Source organism: Bradyrhizobium hipponense (assembly GCF_008123965.1).
GTDB classification, from domain to species: Bacteria; Pseudomonadota; Alphaproteobacteria; order Rhizobiales; family Xanthobacteraceae; genus Bradyrhizobium; species Bradyrhizobium hipponense.
The window spans coordinates 1-22018 of record NZ_VSTH01000171.1 but is presented as its reverse complement, the minus strand read 5'-3'; the positions used below and the strand labels follow the sequence as shown (position 1 = coordinate 22018).

General features: G+C 63.3%; 18 protein-coding genes and 1 pseudogene. 7 read left to right on the top strand and 12 right to left on the bottom strand.

What is annotated here, in order from left to right; translation table 11 throughout:
* Nucleotides 1–197 precede the first annotated feature (197 nt).
* On the bottom strand, nucleotides 198–623 hold the full coding sequence (locus FXV83_RS37325; protein ID WP_148744728.1) for a CBS domain-containing protein: 426 nt from the start codon (nucleotides 621–623) through the stop codon (nucleotides 198–200).
* Nucleotides 624–662: 39 nt separating this feature from the next.
* A complete protein-coding gene (locus tag FXV83_RS37320; RefSeq protein WP_148744726.1) occupies nucleotides 663–1496 on the bottom strand; it encodes a universal stress protein in 834 nt (277 codons plus the stop codon).
* Between the two features lie 197 nt (nucleotides 1497–1693).
* On the opposite strand from FXV83_RS37320, the gene fixL reads away from it, so the two are divergent.
* The 4 genes from fixL (at nucleotide 1694) to FXV83_RS37300 (ending at nucleotide 5103) form a co-directional block, all read left to right on the top strand.
* A complete protein-coding gene (fixL, locus tag FXV83_RS37315; protein WP_148744724.1) occupies nucleotides 1694–3211 on the top strand; it encodes a sensor protein FixL in 1518 nt (505 codons plus the stop codon).
* 3 nt (nucleotides 3212–3214) lie between these two features.
* Nucleotides 3215–3832 carry a response regulator FixJ gene (gene fixJ / locus FXV83_RS37310; RefSeq protein ID WP_148744722.1) on the top strand — a complete coding sequence of 206 codons (618 nt, stop codon included), beginning with the start codon at nucleotides 3215–3217 and terminating at the stop codon, nucleotides 3830–3832.
* A gap of 43 nt (nucleotides 3833–3875) precedes the next feature.
* The gene (locus FXV83_RS37305) at nucleotides 3876–4298 is read left to right on the top strand and encodes a response regulator (protein WP_148744721.1); all 423 of its coding nucleotides are present in this window, start codon (nucleotides 3876–3878) and stop codon (nucleotides 4296–4298) included.
* 103 nt (nucleotides 4299–4401) lie between these two features.
* Nucleotides 4402–5103, top strand: a complete 702-nt coding sequence (locus FXV83_RS37300) for a helix-turn-helix domain-containing protein (protein WP_187436435.1) — start codon at nucleotides 4402–4404, stop codon at nucleotides 5101–5103.
* A 69-nt stretch (nucleotides 5104–5172) separates the two neighbouring features.
* On the opposite strand, the gene FXV83_RS37295 is transcribed toward FXV83_RS37300, so the two are convergent.
* Genes FXV83_RS37295 through FXV83_RS37280 form a run of 4 tightly spaced genes read right to left on the bottom strand, consistent with a single transcriptional unit; the run spans nucleotide 5173 to nucleotide 11065 of the window.
* Complete coding sequence (locus tag FXV83_RS37295; protein WP_187436434.1) at nucleotides 5173–6471, bottom strand: MFS transporter; 1299 nt, start codon at nucleotides 6469–6471, stop codon at nucleotides 5173–5175.
* A gap of 23 nt (nucleotides 6472–6494) precedes the next feature.
* The gene (locus FXV83_RS37290) at nucleotides 6495–7016 is read right to left on the bottom strand and encodes a PRC-barrel domain-containing protein (RefSeq protein WP_187436433.1); all 522 of its coding nucleotides are present in this window, start codon (nucleotides 7014–7016) and stop codon (nucleotides 6495–6497) included.
* Between the two features lie 24 nt (nucleotides 7017–7040).
* Nucleotides 7041–9245 (bottom strand): amylo-alpha-1,6-glucosidase, encoded by a 2205-nt coding sequence (locus tag FXV83_RS37285; RefSeq protein ID WP_148744715.1) that lies wholly within the window; start codon nucleotides 9243–9245, stop codon nucleotides 7041–7043.
* A 56-nt stretch (nucleotides 9246–9301) separates the two neighbouring features.
* Entirely contained in the window at nucleotides 9302–11065 is a 1764-nt protein-coding gene (locus tag FXV83_RS37280; protein ID WP_148744713.1) for an ABC transporter ATP-binding protein, read from the bottom strand.
* A gap of 277 nt (nucleotides 11066–11342) precedes the next feature.
* On the opposite strand from FXV83_RS37280, the gene FXV83_RS37275 reads away from it, so the two are divergent.
* Entirely contained in the window at nucleotides 11343–12413 is a 1071-nt protein-coding gene (locus FXV83_RS37275; protein WP_148744711.1) for a glycosyltransferase family 4 protein, read from the top strand.
* Between the two features lie 190 nt (nucleotides 12414–12603).
* Here FXV83_RS37275 and FXV83_RS37270 read toward each other — a convergent pair whose 3' ends face one another.
* From FXV83_RS37270 to FXV83_RS37255, 5 genes and pseudogenes are all read right to left on the bottom strand, one after another.
* The gene (locus FXV83_RS37270) at nucleotides 12604–14532 is read right to left on the bottom strand and encodes an alkyl/aryl-sulfatase (RefSeq protein WP_148744709.1); all 1929 of its coding nucleotides are present in this window, start codon (nucleotides 14530–14532) and stop codon (nucleotides 12604–12606) included.
* Nucleotides 14533–14841: 309 nt separating this feature from the next.
* Nucleotides 14842–16122 (bottom strand): TRAP transporter large permease, encoded by a 1281-nt coding sequence (locus tag FXV83_RS45270; protein ID WP_235940529.1) that lies wholly within the window; start codon nucleotides 16120–16122, stop codon nucleotides 14842–14844.
* Nucleotides 16123–16344: 222 nt separating this feature from the next.
* Nucleotides 16345–16689, bottom strand: a pseudogene (locus FXV83_RS45265) (TRAP transporter small permease); the annotation flags it as partial.
* A 284-nt stretch (nucleotides 16690–16973) separates the two neighbouring features.
* Nucleotides 16974–17975, bottom strand: a complete 1002-nt coding sequence (locus FXV83_RS37260) for a DctP family TRAP transporter solute-binding subunit (RefSeq protein ID WP_148744705.1) — start codon at nucleotides 17973–17975, stop codon at nucleotides 16974–16976.
* A gap of 199 nt (nucleotides 17976–18174) precedes the next feature.
* The gene (locus tag FXV83_RS37255) at nucleotides 18175–18945 is read right to left on the bottom strand and encodes a methyltransferase domain-containing protein (protein ID WP_148744703.1); all 771 of its coding nucleotides are present in this window, start codon (nucleotides 18943–18945) and stop codon (nucleotides 18175–18177) included.
* Between the two features lie 144 nt (nucleotides 18946–19089).
* Between FXV83_RS37255 and FXV83_RS37250 the strand changes: the two genes are divergently transcribed.
* Entirely contained in the window at nucleotides 19090–19833 is a 744-nt protein-coding gene (locus tag FXV83_RS37250) for an SDR family NAD(P)-dependent oxidoreductase (RefSeq protein ID WP_148744701.1), read from the top strand.
* A 149-nt stretch (nucleotides 19834–19982) separates the two neighbouring features.
* Here the strand turns inward: FXV83_RS37250 and FXV83_RS37245 are convergent, their stop codons facing one another.
* Nucleotides 19983–21008 carry a methyltransferase gene (locus FXV83_RS37245; protein ID WP_148744699.1) on the bottom strand — a complete coding sequence of 342 codons (1026 nt, stop codon included), beginning with the start codon at nucleotides 21006–21008 and terminating at the stop codon, nucleotides 19983–19985.
* Between the two features lie 132 nt (nucleotides 21009–21140).
* On the opposite strand from FXV83_RS37245, the gene FXV83_RS37240 reads away from it, so the two are divergent.
* On the top strand, nucleotides 21141–21677 hold the full coding sequence (locus FXV83_RS37240; protein ID WP_148744697.1) for a hypothetical protein: 537 nt from the start codon (nucleotides 21141–21143) through the stop codon (nucleotides 21675–21677).
* Nucleotides 21678–22018 lie beyond the last annotated feature (341 nt).

The following is a 22018-nucleotide window of genomic DNA, read 5'->3' as shown; positions in this document are numbered from 1 at the left end:
GCCCCTTGTGGGAGAGGGCAGCGAGGACCGCGCCGCAAACTCATATGGGTGAGGGGTTGGCTCGGCATCGAAAGTCTCTCCGCCGAAAGAGACCCTTCATCCGGCGCCATAGCCGAAGCTCCGCTTCGGCGTTCTTAAGAACGGCGGCCGAAGGCCGCCTATGCCACCTTCTCCCACAAGGGGAGAAGGGAAAAAGTTCAATCGCACGCGGTCGCCTTGAGCGCCGCGATGACGTCCTCGCGGGCGATGATGCCGACCAGCTTCTGTGCACCGTCGAGCACGATGATGCTCCTGATGCGATGCTCGACCATGATCTGGAGCACGCGCGTCAACCTCGTGTCGGGACTGACATAGATGAACTCGGGCGTCATGACGTCGCCGACCTTGCGGCTCATCAGGTCGCGATAGCGCGGCAGCATCTGGTTCGGCGTGAAGGCGAAGCACTTCAGGATGTCGAATTTGGTGACGATGCCGACGACTTGCTCGTCGTCCTCGACTGGATAACTGTTGAAATCGTCCTGCTCGAACATCTCGCTGAGTTGGAGCATGTCGAGATCGCGCTTTACCGTCCGGACGTTGCGCGTCATGTAGCCATCGACGGTCTGCTCAAGGAATTTGTACACAGTGCATCCTCATCGATTCGTTCTATGGCTGCCCCGCCGTCAATGCGACAGCAGCACGCAGCGGGCGGTTTGCGCGACCAGATATTGGGTAACGCCCCCGAGGATCAGCTCGCGGAAGCGCGAATGACCGTAAGCACCGGCGACGATCAGCCCGGCTCCGACGTCGCCGGCGAGCGTCTCCAGTTGTTCGGCAGCAGTTTGGTTCCGCCCGCCGTCCGGGACGCGTGCGGTCGCGGTGATACCGTGTCGGGCGAGCCATGCGGCAACATCGGTGACGCGCGCCATCACGGCCGCGCGGGCCTCATCGCCCTCGGGAATTTCGGCGACGGTGACCTCCCCGGCCTTGCGCAGCATCGGCAGCGCGCCGGCCAACGCCCGCCGGGCCTCCGGGGTATCCTTCCACGCCACCAGCACGCTGCGCAGATCGAGCCAGGTGACCCCGTCGGGCACGACCAGAAGCGGGCGGCCGGCTTGCATCACCAGATCCTTGGGGCTGGCGAGCGCGAAGGCATCGGAGAACGCCGGGCTGCGCCCGCCGCTGACGAGAATGTCGGCACAGCGCGCCTGCGCCAGGACGAACCGCGCCGGAAAATCCATCGCGCTGCGCCACTGCGCATGTCCGTCGCGATTCCTCGTCGCAGCGCGGAATTGCGCCTCCAGACCCGCAAGGCGCCTCTTGACGCAGGCCTCACCCTGGTCGATCAGGCCCTGGGCCTCGGCGCCGTCGGCGAAATAGAGTGGCGGGGCGAACTGCGCCGCGGCAACCCCGACGATGGCGGCCTCGAATCGTTCGGCGAACTCGCCCGCGACCTGAAGACGCGCCTCGTTGGGCTGATCGAGCGCCAGGCTGACCATCACGGTCGCGTATGTCATCGGGAGTCTCCGCTGCGGTGAGCTTTCGCAAAATAGTAGGCCCGCCGCGGTTCGAGAGGATGAGATAGATCAAACCGCTCCGCGCCATGGCACGGGAAATCCGAATCAGACATCCGAACTTGCCTCTTGCCCGGCCTTGGGCGACATTGCCGCAACAGAACTGCATCCGGCTGCCGCATGACGATGGGAGCAATCATTTGCCGCCGACGCGCGTAACGCATCCGCTAGACGACGCTCGCGGCGAGCATTTTCGGGTCCGGATCGAGGGATTCGGCGTCGGCACCTGGGATTTCGACCTCAAAACGCGGGAGCTGGACTGGTCCGAGACCGCCGGGATTTTGCTCGGCGTCGAACGCGGCCGGCCGGCGAGCTACGACCTGTTCCTGTCGCGTCTCGAGCCTGAGGACCGCGAGCGGATCGAGAGCGCAATCAAGCGCGTCTCCGAGTGGGGCGGCGGCTTCGACGTGTCTTTCAGAGTCGGGGGCACCTCCGGCACAGGACAGTGGATTCGCGCCCGCGCGGGACTCATCCGGGACGAGGCCGGGGCGGCCCGGCATCTCAGCGGCATATTTCTCGACATCGACGAGGAGAAGCAGGTCGAGGAAGCGCTGCGCACCCGCGAGACTCACCTCCGCTCGATCCTCCACACCGTTCCCGATGCAATGATCGTCATCGACGGCCACGGCATCATTCAGCTATTCAGCACGGCCGCCGAGCGTCTGTTCGGCTGGTCGGAGCTCGAGGCGATCGGCCAGAACGTCAGCATCCTGATGCCGGAGCCAGACCGCACCCGTCATGACAGCTACATCGCCCGATACCGTACAACCGGCGATCCGCACATCATCGGCATCGGCCGGATCGTGACTGGCAAACGGCGCGACGGAACGACCTTTCCGATGCACCTGTCGATCGGCGAGATGCAGACGGGCGGCGAGCCCTATTTCACCGGTTTCGTCCGCGACCTTACCGAGCATCAGCAAACTCAGGCGCAGCTCCAGGAATTGCAATCCGAGCTCGTCCACGTCTCGCGCTTGAGCGCGATGGGCGAAATGGCGTCCGCGCTCGCCCACGAGCTCAACCAGCCGCTGGCCGCGATCAGCAACTACATGAAGGGCTCGCGGCGGCTGCTCGCCGGAAGCCACGATCCGAATGCGGCGAAGATCGAGAGCGCACTGGACCGCGCCGCCGAGCAGGCGTTGCGCGCCGGCCAGATCATCCGTCGCCTGCGCGACTTCGTCTCCCGCGGCGAATCGGAGAAGCGGGTCGAGAGCCTCTCCAAGCTGATCGAGGAGGCCGGCGCGCTCGGGCTTGCCGGCGCGCGCGAGCAGAACGTGCAGCTTCGCTTCAGCCTCAATCCGGACGCCGACCTCGTGCTCGCCGACCGGGTGCAGATCCAGCAGGTGCTGGTCAATCTGTTCCGCAACGCGCTGGAAGCGATGGCGCAGTCGCCGCGACGCGAACTCGTCCTCACCAATACGCCCGTCGCCGACGACATGATCGAGGTCGAGGTGTCAGACACCGGATCCGGCTTCCAGGACGACGTAATTCCACACCTGTTTCAAACCTTCTTCACCACCAAGGACACCGGCATGGGCGTTGGACTGTCGATCAGCCGCTCGATCATCGAGGCTCACGGCGGCCGCATGTGGGCCGAGAGCAACGCATCAGGCGGCGCGACATTCCGCTTCACCCTGCCGGCAGCCGACGAGAACTGATCCATGACGACCAAGGGAATGATCTACGTCATCGACGACGACGAGGCGATGCGGGATTCGCTGAACTTCCTGCTGGATTCTTCCGGCTTTGGCGTCACGCTGTTCGACGACGCGCAAGCCTTCCTCGACGCCCTGCCCGGCCTCGCCTTCGGCTGTGTGGTCTCCGACGTGCGCATGCCCGGCCTCGACGGGATGGAGCTGCTGAAGCGGATGAAGACGAAGAACTGCCCGTTTCCAATCGTGATCATGACCGGTCACGGCGACGTACCGCTCGCGGTCGAGGCGATGAAGCTCGGTGCGATCGATTTTCTCGAGAAACCGTTCGAGGACGACCGCCTCATCACCATGATTGAATCCGCGATCCGCCAAGCCGAGCCGGCCGCCAGGAGCGAGGCTGTCGCCCAGGATATTGCCGCCCGCGTCGCCTCCTTGAGCCCACGCGAACGGCAGGTCATGGAGGGGCTGATCGCAGGCCTCTCCAACAAGCTGATCGCCCGCGAATATGACATCAGCCCGCGTACCATCGAGGTGTACCGGGCCAATGTGATGACCAAGATGCAGGCCAACAGCCTCTCGGAGCTGGTGCGGCTGGCCATGCGCGCCGGCCTAATCAAGGATTGAGACAGGTCAAGGCCCTTGCGCCGGCCTGTGCTAGCCAGTCAGCATGATCGAGATCGGCTCGCAGCATCAGCGGCTCCCAACGGCGTCATCGGCAAAGCCCACCGTCTATGTGGTCGATGACGATGCCGCCGTGCTGGGCTCCCTGCGCTTCCTGTTGGAAACCGACGGTTTTGCCGTGCGGACCTTCAGGAATGCCACGGCGCTGCTCAATGCGGCGGGCCCATCCCGCGCCGACTGTTACGTGATCGACTACAAGATGCCCGACATCAACGGCATCGAGTTGAGCTCCCGCCTGCGCCAATCCGACGGCGATACGCCCGTGATCCTGATCACCGGCTATCCCGACCAGAACATCGCCGCCCGGGCGGCGGCGGCAGGCGTGAAAGACGTGATTTTGAAGCCGCTTCTCGACGAAAATCTGGTCAAGGGCATCCGCCGCGCCATCCAGGACCGGCACGAAACCTGACCTGCGGGATTCTACGTAAGGGCACCTCCCTAAGATATCGCTCGAAATTTCCAGTTCCCGCAATCCCGCGTAGCAATGCGTCACCACAACGGAGATGGCGCAGATGCTGACCCAGACGTTCAACACCCAGCCGATCAAGACCCAGATCAACGGCAGCAAGATCGCCCCAGCGCATCCCGTGTCCGACCAGTTCGGCGCGATCACTGGCCATGTCGGTCTCGTCGCCACCGAATTCTCCTATCGCAAGGACGAGGAGATCTACGGCGAGGACGAACCGGCAGAATATGTCTACCAGGTCGTCTCCGGCGCCGTGCGCAGCTACAAGCTCCTCTCCGACGGCCGCCGCCAGATTGGCGCTTTCCATCTTCCCGGCGACGTGTTCGGCCTCGAATCCGGCCCTGCTCACCGCCTTGCGGCCGAAGCCATTATCGACACCGCCGTACGGCTCGTAAAGCGTTCGAGCCTCGAGAAGGCCGCAGGCATCGACGTCCTGGTCGCCCGCAAGCTATGGGTCATGACGGCTGGAGAGCTGCGCCACGCCGAGGATCACATGCTTCTGCTCGGACGCAAGACCGCAATGGAGCGCGTTGCAACTTTCCTGCTCGAAATGGACCGCCGCCTGGCCGTCGCCAGCATGATGGCGCTGCCGATGTGCCGGCGCGACATCGGCGACTATCTGGGCCTCACACTGGAGACCGTGTCGCGCGCGCTGTCGCAGCTTCACGCACAGGGCATTTTGGGCTTCTCCGGCGCCCGCCAGATCGTGCTGCGCAACCGCCAGCGCCTGCACAGTCTCGACGCCTGATCTCTCCCTCCCCGCCGACGATCGACTTGGCCGGCCGAACTCGTTTCGGCCGGCCATCTTCTTGTCCATCTATCTAGCCGCGAAGCGACGGGTTTCCGGCATCACCAGGAGGATCAGCACAAATCCGGTCGCGGCGACGCCGGAGAGCCCGATGAAGGCGGTGGCATTGCCGAACTTGTCACTGACATAGCCGCCGAGCACCGTGCTCAGCGACGCGCCGATGCCGGTGGCTGTGCCGACGATGCCTTGGGCGAGATTGAAATGGCCGCTGCCGAAGGCGACGTCCGCCACGATCAGCGGAATCATCACCGCGAACACCGCCGCGGTGAAGCCGTCGAACACCTGCACCAACACCAGCAGATAGGGATCGCGCACGGTTGCGAACAACAGACCACGGATCGTCAGCGCACCGAAGCCGATCAACAGCAGCGGCCGTCGGCCCCACAGCTGCGCCTTGCGTCCGACCGAGGGCGAGAGCAGTGCCACGATCGCCTGCGGCACGACAATGCAAAAGGCGACGAGCACCGTCGCCCATTGGCTCGACCGCGCCGTCACCGCGCTTGCCATCAGCGGCATCATTGCGCCATTCGCGAGCTGCAACAGCAGCACGCTGAGCGCGAAGACAATGAGCGGACGCTGCCGGATCAAGTGCCAAAGATTGGTGTCACCACGGTCCGCCGCTTCACGCGGCATCTCGCCGTGGCAGCGTGCAATGTCGACCTCATGTTCGCGGATGCGCGAGAGCGCGATCAGAGTGGGGATCGCGAGCAGGAAGGTGACCAGGAACACCGAGCGGCTCGACAGAAGATAGCCGGCGGTGCCCATCACCGCGGCGGCGACGCCGTTGCCAATGGAGGCGAAGCGCGCGTTGCGGCCGAGCCGCTCGCCGATCGCGACCGGGCCGACCAGACCGAGGCTGATCGCCGCGATCGCCGGACCCAGCACGCAACTCGCAGCCGCGTGCAATGTGGCCGCAGCCACCACCACGGGAAGGATCGGCATGGCCGCATAGGCCAGCGCGCAGCAGCCGATCGTCACGATCGCAAGCGCCGCGACCAGCCGCTCGGATTTCGCGGCGTCGATGATCGCGCCACCCGGCATCTGCCCGATCAGGGCAACGATGCCACCGATCGACAGCACGAGGCCGATTTCGACCTGGGTCCATTTCTGCGTCGTCAGATAGACCGCGATGAAGGGGCCAAATCCTGTCTGGACGTCAGCAAGAAAGAAGATGAACCAGTCGAGGCCGCGCAGGCTCTGGCGTGAGGGAGCCGGAATACCGGCCGGCGGCGGCGCGGCGACGTTGTCCAGCTCAACGTGGCGACCGCGATCTCCGGCGGCATGGTTCGGCTTTCTCGACGACAACACAGGCGGCCATCCCTCCCCGTGCCTCACTGGATCGCTTGCAGCGGTTGCAGGCTGCCGGATGCGCCAAGCACGACGATCGGCGCGTCTTCCTTGTATTCCGGCGCAGCCGCGACTTGCGCCTTGGTCAGTTCCAGCGTGATGCTGTCCTTCTTGTTGGCGATCTTGCCGAATCGCATCGCGTTCCAGTCCACCACGATCCTGCGGCTGCCGACGCCGAGAAAGCCGCCGAAATCGATCACGGCGGCGCGCACATGACCGGTGCGATCGACGATGATGTCGACGATGCGCCCCATGCCCTCGTCCGCGGCGCTCCGCACGTCGCGGCCGAGGACACCATGGGCATCGCTCGCGCCGATGATCGTCACCGACGGCGGCGGCGCGGCATCCTTTGGCGTGACCGGCACCGTTGACGCCGGCGGCTGTGCCGTCGGCGGCGCATTTGCTTCACTTGGGGGCACGGGCTGCTCCTCCGCGGCGCGCGACACCGGGGCGGTGAAGCCCGCGGCGATCGCAACGCTCAGAACCAACCATCCAGCGGCACGCATATACCCTCCTCGCGGCCCGCCTTGCTAGCGTGCCAGCACGATCGACACCTGGATCTGGCCGCGCGTGCGCAGCACCTCCAGCGCCACATCGTCGCCGTGGCGGCTGACGCGCAGATCGACGCTGGACTCGCCCAGTCGCAGATCGCGCAGGATCACCTCGTTCAAGAACGACGGCAGATGCGGATTGCGCAGCCGGATTTCGCCGCGCGCCACGTCGAATTCGATTCCCAGCGCCGCCTCCAGCAGCGTGAACGGCGTCGCGCTGGCCCAGGCCTGCGGCGCGCACGCCACCGGATAGAGCGTCGGACCGCGCCGCTTTTCGCGTCGGAACCCGCAGAACAATTCGGGCAGCCGCCGCAGGTCCATATAGGTCGCAGCGTCGAACAGGCCCTTGAAGACGTGCGCGACACAATGCTTGAGCCCATAGCGTGCGAGCCCGAGTGCAATCAATGCATTGTCGTGCGGCCAGATCGAGCCGTCATGATAGGACATCGGGTTATAGCGCACCTCGCCTTGCGCGACGGTGCGGATGCCCCAGCCCGAGAAGAAGTGCGGCCGCATCAGGTCGGCAGCGACCAGCCGCGCGCGGTCCTCGCGGATCATGCCGCTGAACAGGACCTGTCCCGCATTCGAAGTCCGCACCCTGCAAGGCCGCTTGCCGCCGTCGAGCGCGAGCGCGTAGGTGCCAAGCTCCTCGCACCAGAACGCCTTCTCGAAGCGCTCGGCCAACGCCTTGGCCTCCGCCTCGAGCTTCCTCACGCGGTCTGGCTTGCCGAGCCGCAAGGCGCAACGCGCGGCGAACTGCTTTGCCGCGTAGACGTAGCCCTGGACTTCGGCGAGCGCGATATTGCCCTCCGCAAGCTGGCCGTCGGCATGGAAGATTGCGTCGAACGAGTCCTTCCAGCCCTGGTTGGCGAGACCTTTTTCGGTGGCCCGCTGATATTCGACGAAGCCATCCTGATCGGGATCGCCGGGCCCGTCGATCCAGGCGAGCCCCGCCTCGATCGCCGGCCACAGCTCGATCAACGTCTTCTCGTCGCCCGTGCGCTCGAAATACCGCCCGGCCAGCAGCACGAACAACGCGGTCGAATCCACGCTGCCGTAATATTGCGAGAACGGCACCTCGCCCAACGCAGCCATCTCGCCGCCGCGCATCTCGTGCAGAATCTTGCCCGGCGCGGCGTCCGCCAGCGGATCGACCGCTTTCGCCTGGAAATGCGCGAGCCGCCGCAACACGCCCTTGGCGATCCGCGGGTCGACCCACAGCATCTGCAGCGCGGTGATCAGCCCGTCGCGGCCGAACGTCGTCGAGTACCAGGGAATGCCGGCGTAGGGATAACGTCCCTGCGGCGTCTCGGTCATCAACATGTTCAGATCGGCCATCGCCTGGCACAGGACTTCGTTGAAAATGTTATTGGAGGTCTCGATGCTGGCGGCGCCCATGGTCGACTGGCGCATTTCGCGCCGATGGGCGAGCAGGCCCCGGAAGAAGGGCACCGGCTTCTCCGCCGGCGGCCGGTTGCAGGAGACGGCCACGAACAGCGACTTGGCCTGGTGCGACTCCAGATCGAGTTCCCAGGTCGCGGCATTGACCGAGAGCCGGGTCGGACGCGGGTCGAAATGCAAGCCAGCGCTACGCTCGGCGTCATCGAGGCCGCGATATTCGAACAGCACGTCGGTCGGTCCGAACAGTCGGCTCGTTCCGATGCCGCGGCGCGGCCGCCGCTCGCCGCGGACCTCGAACAAATCGGCGAAGTCGTTGCCGAACAGCAGCGTCAGCGGGAAGCTGGTGCGCCGATCGCCATGGTTCTGCACGCCGATGCGCTGATAGGCCGTACCGCGCCACAGGAAGATCGTGCGAACAATGTGCAGCAGGTCTTTTTGCAGAACGAGGCTGCCCTCCCGGTAGATGTCCGGGTTGGTGAGGTCGACGGTCAGCGCCGAATTGTCGTCACGTAGGTTCGAGCCGAGCAGCAGCGGCTGGAGATCGTCGAGCACGAGCTCGAGCCGGGCAAGATAGCGCGTGTCGTGATGGAACAGACCGTCCGGCCCGCCGGCCGAGGCGCCGATGTCGCCATGACTGTCGAGCACGATGAAGGTGTCGTCGTGCTTGAGCGAACGCCGCGGCCGGGCCGATGGCCCGGTCATCGGAATGTAGAAAGGCTGCTCGGCGACCTGCTCCAGGGTCCGCGTCACAGAGACGAATTGGGTTACGGCTTCGGCCGACATGAACTCTTCCCCTGCGCTTGTTTCGAAACGCAACCGACGAGAACGCGACTTCTGATTTACGCGGCGGCTTGCGAGAGCCGGCTCATTTCCTGCGTAACCAGCTCACGATAGGGCCCGTGTCCCTGCATCAGACGCTCGGGTGAGCCGTCCTCGATGATCTTACCATTCTTCAACACGACCACACGGTCGAAATTGCGCAGCGTCGCGAGCCGATGCGCAATCGCAATCACGGTGCGGCCACGCATCAAGCGCGACAGCGCTTCGCGGATCGCCTCCTCGGATTCGCTGTCGAGCGCCGCGGTCGCCTCGTCCAGCAGCAGGATCGGCGCGTCCTTGAGGAACGCCCGCGCAATCGCAATGCGCTGGCGCTGGCCGCCGGACATTTTGACACCGCGGTCGCCGACCATGGTGTCGAGACCTTCCGGCAGGCTCTCGACGAAATCGCAGCGCGCCGCGATCGCCGCCCGCAGCACCTCGTCGTCGGTCGCATTGGGGCGGCCGTAACGGATGTTCTCGCGGATCGAGCGATGGAACAGAGAGATATCCTGTGGCACGACGGAGATCGCCTCGCGCAGGCTGAGCTGGGTTACCTTGGATATATCCTGCCCGTCGACGGTCACGCTGCCCTCGTCGACGTCGTAGAAGCGCTGGAGCAGCGTGAACAGTGTCGACTTGCCGCCGCCGGACTGGCCGACCAGGCCGACACGCTGACCCGGCTGGAGCCGCAGGCTGAATCGCTCGAAGATCTTCGCGCCGCCGGGATAGCCGAAGGTGACGTTGTTGAACGCAATCGCGGCGCCGCTCTTGACCAGCGGTTCCGCATTGGGGTGATCGCGCAGTTCATGCGGCACCAGCAGCGTCGCGATTGCCTCGGTCAGCCGCGCGACGTGCTGGGTGACGTCGACCAGGGCCACCGCGAGATCGCGCGTGGCATTGAGAATGGAGAGGCCGAGGGTGCAGACCAGCACCACGTCGCCCGTGGTCGCCTCGCCCTGCTGCCAGAGCGTGATCGCCCAGGCCATCAGTGCAACGGTGAGCACCACGGTCACGCCGGCGTGAGTGAGCCGCAGCTTTTCCAGGTAACGCAGGCTGCGGCCGCGCGCGGTGAGTTCCCGATTGACGGTGGCGTCGAAACGTTCGTGCTCGTGGGTGATGCCGCAGAAGGCCCGAACCAGCGGCATGTTGCTGATGACGTCGATCATCTCGCCATCGACCACGGCCGCCTTGTCGGCGAAATCGTCATGCAGCGGCTTGCCGGCGGCGGCGAGGTGGAACATCGCCAGCACCATGCCGCCGGCAATCACGATCAGGCCGAGCGCCATATAAGGGCTGACGGTTCCAATCAGCGCGATTGCCGCAATTGTGGCAATGCAAGGCGGGAGCACATTCCAGACGAACATGTTCTCGACCGTAAACACCGCATTCGACGTGGCGGTGATGCGGCTGGTGAGCATGCCCGGCATCCGGTCCGAAAAATAGCTCGGCGCGTGCCCGGTCAGATGGCGGAAAATGTCGCGGCGCAAATCGCCGGTGACGCGGACGAACGTGAAGCTCGCGGTCCAGCTCGCGATCCGCCACAGGAAATTGTCGGCGGTAATCAGCGACATGAGGAAAACGAATGCCAGCCATACGCTACCGCCATGCGAAGGTCCGGCCGACAGGCTGTCGACCAGCGACTTGACGCCGTACTGCGTGCCCACTGAGCAGGCAACCGCCGCCACCACGGCGGTCAGGATCACCAGATGCGACGCCATACGGCGCCGTAGATAGCGCAGAACAAAGGCAAATGGCCTGCGCGCGTATCGAGAAAGATGATCCATTTAGCTGCGACCCCGTCGTGATGATTCCAATTTTGTTACTGATCGACTGAACATCGACCGCTTTGCCTCGGTTCCCGAGCCAGACCATCACGACATGGGGATGCGGACGATCTGAGATCAGCTGATGGCAGGACCAAGATCGCGCGCCACGTGTCGAATAAGTAACATTCGTTGAGAGGAACTTCGCAAGTGCGGGAACGTTCCCTTCGCTGGCGTATGCCGGTGCCGAACAGGCGGGGGCTTTCTATAATCATGGTCGTACAGAGGAGATGGTGAGATGCGCATCGCGCAGGTAGCTCCGTTGACGGAGGCTGTTCCACCCAAGCTTTATGGCGGCACCGAGCGGGTGGTGCATTGGTTGACGGAAGAGCTGGTTGCCTTGGGACACGATGTAACGCTGTTCGCCAGCGGCGATTCGCAGACATCCGCGAAGCTGGATGCTCTGTGGCCGCGGGCACTCCGGCTCGACGGTTCTGTGCGCGATCCCAACGCACTGCACATGGTGATGCTGGAACGGGTGCGGCAAAAATGCGACGACGAGGAGTTCGACTTCCTCCACTTTCATCTCGATTACTATCCGTGGTCGCTGTTCTACCGCCAGCCGACGCCGTTCGTGACCACGCTACATGGCCGGCTCGATCTTCCCGAGCATCAGCCGGTATTCAATACGTTTCCGAAGGTTCCGGTGATCTCGATCTCGAATGCGCAGCGGCGTCCGGTGCCGCAGGCCAACTGGGTGAGGACCATTCACCATGGCCTGCCGGAGAACCTGCTGACGCCGAGGCCGGCTCGCCAGGAATATCTCGCCGTGCTCGGCCGCATCGCGCCGGAAAAGGGCGTCGACCGCGCCATCAAGATCGCCACCCATTGCGGCATCCCGCTGAAGATCGCAGCCAAGGTCGATCGCGCCGATCAGGATTATTATGACGAGCTGATCCGGCCCATGATCGAGAAAAATCCGCTGGTCGAATATATCGGCGAGATCAGCGATCACGAGAAGTCGGATTTCCTGAGCGGCGCGCTCGGCCTGCTGCTGCCGATCGACTGGCCGGAGCCGTTTGGCCTCGTCATGATCGAGGCCATGGCCTGCGGAACGCCGGTGGTCGCCTTCAATCGCGGCTCGGTGCCTGAGATCATCGATGAGGGGCTGACCGGCTTCGTGGTCGAGGACGTCCTCAGCGCGGCCGGCGTAGTCAAACGGCTTCCGGAGTTGAGCCGCGCCGCGATCCGCAAGCAGTTCGAAACGCGGTTCACCGCGCGGCGCATGGCGCTGGACTATCTCGCCGCCTATCGCAACCTGACCGAGGAGCAGGCGCCGCGGATCAAGCTGGTGAGCAGCGCGGAGTAGCGGGTCTCAACCTCAACTGTCGTCCCGGACAAGCGAAGCGCAGATCCGGGACCCATAACCACAGGGCGTAGTTTGGCGAAGACTGGTGGCTACCAGTCTCGCCCCGAACTTCTGCCTGGGTTATGGGTCCCGGCCATCGCCGGGACGACGACCGAATGTGTTGCGGCTCCAACGCGTCAACAGAGACGCCTTACCTCACCGCCGCCCGCTTCGGCTCGACGATCTCGAACATGCGCGGGAATTCGTCCATCAGGCCCATCAGCTCGGCGAGCCGCATCGGGTTGCCGGCGAGCTTGACCTTGCCGGCGGCCACCGCCTCCGGAAAGCTCGTCAGTTTCCCGATCACTTCATCGAGTGTCGCGCGCGCCAATGTGAAGCTGGCGTCAGCGCCTTCCGCTTGCATGCCTGCGATATAGGTGAGCGCGCAGTTCTCCAGGTTGAGCACAAAAGTCTCGCCGGTGTCGGAAAAGCTCCAGTTCAGCACGATGTGCTTGCCCTCGGCCTTGGGGCCGTTGAGGCGGACGCCGAGCATGTCCCAGAGCTGGGAGGTGCGCAGCGCCGCGAGCGTCTCGCGCGGAATCGGCGGACGCGGCGGCGTCTTCGGCATGCCCTGGCGCAATTCCTGGGCGCCGAACAGATAGGCGTTGCGCCAGGTAGCGCTTTCGGCCGCATAACCGAGCTGCTCCAGCGTATCCGCCAGCAGCGCACGCGCCGCCGCATTGTCCGGCTCGGCGAACACGAGATGGCCGAGCGCCTGCGCCACGAAGCGGAATTCGCCCTTGTCATAGTCCTTGTGCGCGCGAGCGAGGATCGCGTCGGCGCCGCCCATATATTCGACGTACTTCTTGCCGGATTCGACCGGCGGCAGCGGATCGAGATTGACCGGATTGGCGTCGTACCAGCCGAGATGTTTCTGGTAGATCGCCTTCACATTGTGGCGGATGTGGCCGTAATAGCCGCGGCCGTGCCAGGCGCCTTCGAGGCTCTTCGGCAATTGAATGGTCTCGGCGATCTCGGCGGCGTTGAGACCGTGGTTCATCAGGCGGATGGTCTGGTCATGCGTGAACTTGTAGAGATCGCGCTGCTGGCGGATCATCGTGCCGATGCGCTCGCGCCCCCACACCGGCCAGTGATGCTGGCCGCACATCGCCTCCGCCTTGCCGTCCCATAGCTGCATCGCCTCGCCGAGATATTTCGACCAGGCCAGTGCGTCACGCACATCGGCGCCGCGGAATGGCAGCAGGTTGTGAAAATTATGCGTGCAGTTCTCGGCGAGGTTCAACAGCTTGTAGCGCGGAATGAAGAAATGCATCTCCGCCGGTGCTTCGCTGTTCGGCGCCATCTGAAATTCGAATTCGACGCCGTCGATCATACGCCAGTCGCCGGTCGCCATGATCAGGTCGGTCGGGCGCAGCAGTGCGACCGAGCCTGCCGCCATCGACTTGCCGAGGCCGCAATCGACCTGCCCGCGCACGCCCTTGGCGAGGAACGGGCCGAACTGGTACTGCGCCCGCCGCAGCATCGCCGGTCCTGCGATGATGTTCTCGGAAACAGCATGCTCCATGAACAGGTTCGGGGCGATCAGCGGCACTTGGCCGGTGGCGAGCGCGTCCTCCTCCAGCACGCCGCGCGCGCCGCCCCAGTGATCGGTATGGGTGTGGGTGAAGATCACGGCCGCGACCGGCCGCATGCCACGGTGCTTGTAGTAGAGATCGAGCGCAGCCCGGGCGCCTTCGATCGATGTCAGTGCGTCGACGACGATGACCCCGCGCTCGCCCTCGATCAGCGTCATGTTGGCGATGTCGAGCCCGCGCACCTGGTAGACGCCGGGCACGACCTCGAACAGGCCGTGATGCATGTTGAGACGCGACTGGCGCCACAGGCTCGGGTTGACCGTCGGCGGCGCCGCTTCGGTGGACAGGAAGCCGTAGGGCTCGAGGCTCCAGACCGTCCGCCCCTGCGGATTCGATATCGCCGCATTCTCGATCGTGCCGAGGAAGCCGCGCGCGGCATCGTCGAAATCCCGCGTGTCGGAAAAGGGCAGCGCGTTCAGCATGGCGTCCTGCTGCGCGATGACGGACGGCGACGCTTCCTTCGGCGTGTTGCTGTGTTCAGTCATTTTGCTTCCTCCCGGCCGGTCGTAGCCATCTAACTGCATCTCGCAGGTGAATGCCATCGTGGGCAGGGGGGCAAACACATAAGCAGGTGCCCTCTTCCCTTCTCCCCTTGTGGGAGAAGGTGGCGCGAAGCGCCGGATGAGGGGTTGCTTCAGCGAACTCCCATCACGAAATTTGCGCGCGGAGAAATACCCCTCACCCGGCTCGCCGCTGCGCCATAGCCGATGCGAAGCATCGGCGTTCTAAGAACGGCGGCCGAAGGCCCTATGCCACGCTCTCCCACAAGGGGAGAGGGTGCATCGTGTATGCCGCTACATCCCCAGCAGATTCGGCAGCCACAGTGACAGACCCGGCCAGTAGGTCACGAGCGCGAGGAACGCCAGCATGGTCAGGAGCCATGGCCACACCGCGACCGTGAGCTCGGTGATACCCATCTTGGCGATACCGGAGGCGACATAGAGGTTGAGCCCGACAGGCGGATGGCACAGCCCGACCTCCATGTTGACCGTCATCAGGATACCGAAATGGATCGGATCGATGCCGAGCTTGATCGCGACCGGAAACAGGATCGGCGCCATGATCAGGATGATCGAGGACGGCTCCATCACGTTGCCCGCCAGCAGCAGCAGCAGGTTGACGACGAGCAGGAAGCCGATCCAGCCGAGGCCCTGATCGATCATCCATTGCGCCAGCGCCTGCGGCACATTCTCGTAGGTCATCAGGAACGAGAACAGGACGGCGTTGGTGATGATGTAGAGCAGCATCGCCGAAAGATTCGCCGACGACAGCAGCACCCGCGGCACGTCCCGCAGCTTCAGGTCCTTGTAGATGAACACCGCAACGACGAAGGCGTAGACCGCGCTGACGGCGGCAGCTTCGGTCGGCGTGAACAGCCCGCTGTAGATGCCGCCGATCACGATCACGATCAGCAGGATGCCCCACATCGACTTGCGGAACGCATCGAGGCGCTGCATGAAGGTCGCCTTCGGCATCCGCGGATAATCGTTGCGCCAGGCGCGATAGAACGTCGTCGCGCCGAGGAGCGTGGCCAGCACAAACCCGGGCACGATGCCGGCGATGAACAGCTTGCCGACGGAGCTGTTGGTGGAGACGGCAAAAAGCACCATCGGAATCGAGGGTGGAATGAGAATGCCCAGCGAGCCGGAGGTCGTGATCACGCCCGCGCCGAACCGCTTTGGAAATCCCTGCGCGACCATCGCGGGCAGGATCACCGAGCCGATCGCCACCACGGTCGCCGGCGACGAGCCGGAAATCGCGGCAAACAGCGCGCAGGCGACCACGCCCGAGAGCGCAAGCCCGCCGTACCAATGGCCGACCAGCGCAGTCGCAAACGCGATCATCCGGCGCGCCACCCCGCCATGGGTCAGGAAGTTGCCGGCGAGGATGAAGAACGGGATCGCCATGATCTCGAAATTCTCGATGCCGGTGAACAGCTTCAGCGCCACCGATTCGGTTCGCACGTCGGTCAGCGTGAACATGAAGCTGAGCACGGTCAGACCGAGCGCGATCGAGATCGGCATGCCGGTGAGCATCAGCGACAGCAGAAGCGCGAAAACCACGGCGACCCGCAGTCCCTGCGGCAACGTGATGACGTGCGCCGAATGGGCGAAGCACAAGGCGACGATCAGGACCGGCAACAACATCAGGACCCAGCCGAGCGGACTGCGTTCGTCGCGGACAACCTGGCTGCGCGTGACCGGAGCCGGATGAACCGGGTCTATCTCGACGCCTTCGACGCCGGCCATGTCGTGATGGGGCAGCTCGCCGGTGTGATAGAACGACCAGGCGACCTGCAGGAAGCGGAAGCACATCAAGCCGGAGCCGAGCGGGATAGTCAGGTACACCATCCACATCGGCGCTTCGAGATCGTTCGACTGCTGGCCGGTCTGCCACATCTGGCCGACGAACGCGGCACCGAAATAAGCGACGATGGCCGTGAAAAGCGCTCCGCACAAAAGACCGAAGGTGATGACGCGGCGGCGCGATCCACCGGGCAGGATGTTGACGAGCACGTCGACGCCGACATGGATGCCGGTGCGAACGCCATAGGCCGCGCCGAACTTGGCCATCCAGATGAACATGTAGATGCAGAGCTCTTGCGCCCAGGACAGGTCGAGGTCGGCAAGCCAGACGAACACCGCGCGCGCGGGCACGGCAAGGAAGCTCAAGTTGCGGGCTTCCGCCCATTTGGCGAGATCGATCGACAGCCCCGCCCCGTAGCGGTGCAGCACGGCGACGAAGATCAGCGATGTCGCGGCCGCAATGAGCGTCGCGATCAGCCATTCTTCGAGATGATTGAGCACACGATTCAAAACACGCAGCAACTTGGTCCCCCCTGCATCGGCTCTTCATTCAAGAGCGAAACGGCCGGGAGCGCGTGACCCCCGACCGTTCGTGTTATTGTTGTTATAAGGCGCGGCCGTCAGTTCATCTTGACGTCGAGTTCCTTGGCGAGAAGATCGAGCACCTCCTGCCCGACCCGGCCCTTCGCCCATTTGTACGTCGGCTGCATCGCCTCCTGCCAGGCCTTGCGATCGGCGTCGGTAAGATAATGCAGCGTGGTCTTGCCCACCTTCTTGATCTCGGCGAGCGCGTCCTCGTTCTCCTGGCGCGCAATCGAGTTGGTATAGTCGGTCGCCTCGGTCATCGCCTTCTCGAGCTGGGTGCGAATATCGGGCGGCAGGCCGGACCAGAATTTCGAGTTCACGATGACGGCGTATTGCAGATGCGCGTGATAGGACACGGTGATGTCCTTCTGCACTTCGTAGAATTTCTGCGTCCAGTAATTCGACGCCGTGTTCTCGCAGCCGTCGACCACGCCGGTCTGGAGCGCCTGGTAGACTTCCGAGAATGCCATGATCTGCGGAATCGTGCCGACCAGGCGGAAATACTGGTCGGCGACCTTCGATCCGGAGATGCGGAATTTCAGTCCCTGGAAATCGGTCGGCTTCACCAGCGGACGGTTGGCCGAGACCATGTGGAAGCCGTTGTCCCAGTAAGCGAGCCCCGTGATGCCCTTGGCCTCGAGCTTCTGGAACAGCCATTTGCCGACCGTGCCCTTCATCGCGTTGGCGTAGGTCTCGCCATCCTTGAACAGCCAGGGCAGGTCGAGCGCCTCGAATTCCTTGACGCCGAGCGGCGCGAATTTCGCGGTCGAGGGCGCCAGCATGTGCACGGAGCCGAGCTGCAGCGCCTCGATCTCCTCCTTGTCCTTGTAGAGCGTGGAGTTCGGATAGACCTCGATCTTGACCTTGCCGTCGGTGTACTTCTCGGCGAGCTCCTTGAACTTGAGCGCGCCCTTGCCCTTCGGGGTGTCGTTGGCGACGACGTGGCTGAACTTGATGACGATCGGGCTCTGGGCCTCGGCGACGGCTGGGACCACAAGAATAGCCGCGGCGGCGACCGCAAGAAGCAGCTTGCGCATGAAGTAACCTCCCAACAACCTCTAGAACCGGGTTCTTTTTGTTTTCCGGTTTTGAGTAGTGGCAGCAATCCACCACCCGAACAACTAGACCTAAGCCCAATTTGCCGCAGCCAAGCTAGCTTGCCCGCCGGTGTCTGCGCAACTCAGCACCCGCTCCAGCCTGCGCAGCGAGCGCTTATGTCGCATTGCGGCAATGCCATCAGCCCTTGCGCTGGGCAACCATGAAGAGCCGCCGGAACGGGAACAGCGTCTGGCCCATCGCATTCTTCGGATAGGCCTTTGCTACCCGCTCGCCATAGGCGGCCTCGAACGCCGCTTTCTCTTCGCCCCGCAACACGTCGAGATAACGCGTCAGCCAGGTGCCCTTGGTCCACTCCTTCACGGGATTCTCGCCCTCGAGCACCTGGAGGTATTCGGTTTCCCAGATGTCGATGTTTTGGGACAAGGGCAAAAGAACATCGTGATAGAAGGCCGGCCCTTCGACCGGCGGCGGCGTCACGAGATGCTCGACCTTGGACCGCCACGGCCCGTTCAGTGCAGTCTCGCCGATCAGCACATGGGAAGGCGCGAGGAAGTTGCGCGGCATCTGCACCGCGAGCATGCCGCCGGGCGTCACCTTCTCCATCAGCGAGGGAAAGAGTGCCGCATGATTGGGCAGCCAGTGCAGTGCGGCATTGGAATAGACCACGTCATATTGCTTCGCCGGACGCCAGTGTCCGAGATCCTGATGCGACCACTCCACGTCCGGCGCGGCCTTCCGGCCCGCGGCGACCATCTCGGCCGAGCCTTCGACGCCGGTCACAGTCGCGCCCGGCCAACGCTCCTTGATCAGCTTGGTGACGTTGCCGGCGCCGGCACCGAGATCAGCAATCTCGCGCGGGGCGAAATCCGGAATCCGCATCAAGAGATCGACCGCGGGCCGGAGCCTGTGGCCGGAGAATTTCAGGTATTGCTGCGGATCCCAGACCATCGGCTCACGCCTTTTCGTTTTTCGTGTTTCCTTCACCGTGGCTCTTGGTTACCACTGCTCCTCCCGCTCAGGCAATTCGCTGCCGGCAGGGATGGGCAGGAAACGAACAGCAACAAGCAAGAAGCAACCAAGAGAGCGTTGACCATGGACCTCGGGCTCACATCAAAAACTGCTGTCGTCACCGGCGCGAGCATCGGCATCGGCCGCGCCATCGCCAAGGGCCTGGCGGCCGAAGGCGTGCGCATCGTGGCGGTGGCACGGCGGGGCGACCTGCTCGCCCAACTGGTGCAGGAGGTCGGCGGCGGCGCAATCATCCCGTTCGAGCAGGACGTGATGGCAAAGGATGCAGCCGAGAACATCGCAGCCTTTGCGCTGAAGGAGCTCAGCCATGCCGACATCCTCGTCAACAATGCCGGCGGCAGCCGTCCGCTGCCGGTCGATGCGCCCGACAGCCAATGGGACGAGGCGATCGCGCTGAACTTCACCAGCTACCGTCGCATCGCGCATGCACTGCTGCCGCAGATGGTGGCGCGCAAATGGGGCCGCATCATCAATATCACCGGCAAGTCCGAGCCGGAAGGACTCAACGCTGCGTTCGCGGCCAAGGCCGCCGTGCACGCCTGGGCCAAGGGCCTGTCGCGCGAGATCGGCGAGCACGGCATCACCATCAACTGCATCCCGCCCGGCCGCATCATGAGCGAGCAGATCCGCCGCAACTATCCGCCGGACTATCGCGAGCGCTTTGCCGAGGAGGAGATTCCGGTGGGCTATTGGGGCGAGCCGGAGGATCTCGCAGCACTCGCGGTGTTTTTGGCCTCACCCGTGGCGCGCTACATCACGGGCACGGTGATTCCGGTGGATGGGGGGTTGAGGAGGTATCAGTTCTAGCGATTGGGCTGTTAAATCGACCGAGCTGCGCTAGGGCCAGCTACGGACTCATGCGCCGCAGCAATAACACGATCCCTCGACAGCCCATCCGCGTAGCGACGGGACACCACTGAGTGCTTTTGGTAGTGCCGGATTTCACGTTGGACATGCTACTTATAAGCTACCGCTGCACTTGCAGCTCCTGCCAACTGAATAATCTCACAACGGCTAAACCCTGCCTCTTTACACCACTCGGTAAACTGGGCCCCGGTGAAGTCAAACGCATCGCCAAACTCGATCAGCATGTTCAGCGACATCATGAGCCCGAAGGCGTTTTGCCTGCGCTCGTCGTCGATGATGTTCTCGATGGCAACAAGCGCGCCGCCGACCGGCAACGCGCGGAAGGCCTTCGCGATCAGCATCTTCTTGTTCTCGAGATTCCAGTCGTGAAGAATCATCCCCATCGTGATGATGTCTGCTTTGGGAAACTCGTCCGAGAAGAAGTCAATCGTCTCGGCAGTGATCCGGTCGCCAAGGTTGCGCTCCCTGACCCGCCGCTCGGCGATCGGCCGCACATCGGCTAGATCGCACGTCCAGCATTGCATATGCGGATGCCGTGCCGCGACGATGGCCGAAAGTTGGCCGGTGGCGCCGCCGATATCCGCCAGGGTCTTATATCTGGAAAAGTCGAATTTCTCGGCGAACGCCATGAAATTTCCCATGGAGATGCCGCTCATCGCGTCCATGAACTGCTCTAGGCGCGCCGGGTCTGAATAGAGCGCGTCGAACATGGACTTGCCTGTCTCCTTGATCTCGTTTTGAGGCTTTCCGGTTTTCAGAGCCGGCGTAAGATCGCCCCAGAACCGATATAGCCGCGCGTTCGCCATCTCGAGTATCCCGCCGATGTATTGGGGACTCTGCTTAACCAAGAAGAGCGCGGTCGAAGGGGTATTGCCGTATTTGCCGGTTGTGCCAGCGCCATCCCTCTGCAGTAATCCGAGCGCGACAAGGGTGTCGAGAAAATCATACGTCGCACGCGGATGCAGCCCGATGGTGCCTTGCAGCTCGAGGCCAGTTTTGGGACCGTCTGCAAGCCGCGAGAAGAGCTCCAGTTCCACGGCGCTCAACAACGTCTTGGATGGCCAGAACCCAAAGCCAATTTGTAGTATGCGGTCTGGAGAGATTTCGCCTTCCATTTGAGCCTCCCGCGACTGCCCACCCCCCGCGCGTCATCACGCCGAACCGTCCCGCGAGCGGTATCATCAAGACTACACTACGTCATTGAAGCACGGAAACGGTGCGCCTTTGCCGGAGAGAAGTCCACCGATATGTCGTGGATCGACGACCCAAGAATTGTCCGAGGCTACGGCGACTGGAAAGCAACCTCATTCGATCACTTGATCTGCGCGCAACAAGAAGAACTCTGGGACGTTATCCCAAGCGCTTTTGCAGTTCTGAGGTTGATGGCTAGTTCGAACTTTGTTGGTTGCTCAACGGGCATATTCGTTGGGGTTGCCGCCCTGCAAGGTTTTGGTCACGACGAGCGCACTTTGCCGAAATACCTCAGGACCACTAGGTCCCCGACTTCAGCAAACGACCGCGTTTGTGTCGCCGCTGACAGGCTGTGCTTCAGCGCGAGTTCGGCGTTCGATGGCCGCGGGATCAATGCCAAGAAGATCCGTGTTGTTGAGAAGGGCTTCCGGCGTGAAACCAAAATCAACCAGGACGTTGCGCGTCTCGTTGCCGCGTCGCGACTCGACCTGCATCGCAAGGCCGAATTCGCTGACCAACGTTTTGCGCGGCGACTTGTCGCTAAGACCCCAGCCAAAGTTCTGGATATCGAATACGTCTCAAGTCAAATATGATCTTACCGACTAACTGCTCCGTCAAGAAAAATGCCGGCCTGAGCTCTGACTTGTCGATCTGGCAAAGCTGCTTCCCTTTCCGACGGGTCGATTCGAGTAGCGGCTCGCGGCATGTCCGGTTGATAGCATGTTCCCCTGTTCTCTTTCCCATCGCTCGTCTTTCGGCCGCCGATGTGCTCTAAATCTGATCGAAAGAGGGATGGTTCAAGGGCGCTTTCTGTCGTGTGGAGCACGTCGTCTTTAACGACAGAGAGGTGCAATAGTGGCATCAGCTATGTGACGGCTCTAATATCGCGACTAGATTTAATTGATCCGGGCTAATACTACTGAGTCAAGTGGTC

What these genes read in the sequence shown, in the direction of transcription:
- FXV83_RS37320 (WP_148744726.1), bottom strand. Translation starts at nt 1,496, where the DNA reads ATGACATACGCGACCGTGATGGTCAGCCTGGCGCTCGATCAGCCCAAC.
- FXV83_RS37300 (WP_187436435.1), top strand. Translation starts at nt 4,402, where the DNA reads ATGCTGACCCAGACGTTCAACACCCAGCCGATCAAGACCCAGATCAAC.
- FXV83_RS37260 (WP_148744705.1), bottom strand. Translation starts at nt 17,975, where the DNA reads ATGCGCAAGCTGCTTCTTGCGGTCGCCGCCGCGGCTATTCTTGTGGTC.
- FXV83_RS37250 (WP_148744701.1), top strand. Translation starts at nt 19,090, where the DNA reads ATGGACCTCGGGCTCACATCAAAAACTGCTGTCGTCACCGGCGCGAGC.
- FXV83_RS37280 (WP_148744713.1), bottom strand. Translation starts at nt 11,065, where the DNA reads ATGGATCATCTTTCTCGATACGCGCGCAGGCCATTTGCCTTTGTTCTG.
- FXV83_RS37270 (WP_148744709.1), bottom strand. Translation starts at nt 14,532, where the DNA reads ATGACTGAACACAGCAACACGCCGAAGGAAGCGTCGCCGTCCGTCATC.
- FXV83_RS37275 (WP_148744711.1), top strand. Translation starts at nt 11,343, where the DNA reads ATGCGCATCGCGCAGGTAGCTCCGTTGACGGAGGCTGTTCCACCCAAG.
- FXV83_RS37290 (WP_187436433.1), bottom strand. Translation starts at nt 7,016, where the DNA reads ATGCGTGCCGCTGGATGGTTGGTTCTGAGCGTTGCGATCGCCGCGGGC.
- FXV83_RS37255 (WP_148744703.1), bottom strand. Translation starts at nt 18,945, where the DNA reads ATGGTCTGGGATCCGCAGCAATACCTGAAATTCTCCGGCCACAGGCTC.
- FXV83_RS37245 (WP_148744699.1), bottom strand. Translation starts at nt 21,008, where the DNA reads ATGGAAGGCGAAATCTCTCCAGACCGCATACTACAAATTGGCTTTGGG.
- FXV83_RS37305 (WP_148744721.1), top strand. Translation starts at nt 3,876, where the DNA reads ATGATCGAGATCGGCTCGCAGCATCAGCGGCTCCCAACGGCGTCATCG.
- fixJ (WP_148744722.1), top strand. Translation starts at nt 3,215, where the DNA reads ATGACGACCAAGGGAATGATCTACGTCATCGACGACGACGAGGCGATG.
- FXV83_RS37240 (WP_148744697.1), top strand. Translation starts at nt 21,141, where the DNA reads ATGTCGTGGATCGACGACCCAAGAATTGTCCGAGGCTACGGCGACTGG.
- FXV83_RS37285 (WP_148744715.1), bottom strand. Translation starts at nt 9,245, where the DNA reads ATGTCGGCCGAAGCCGTAACCCAATTCGTCTCTGTGACGCGGACCCTG.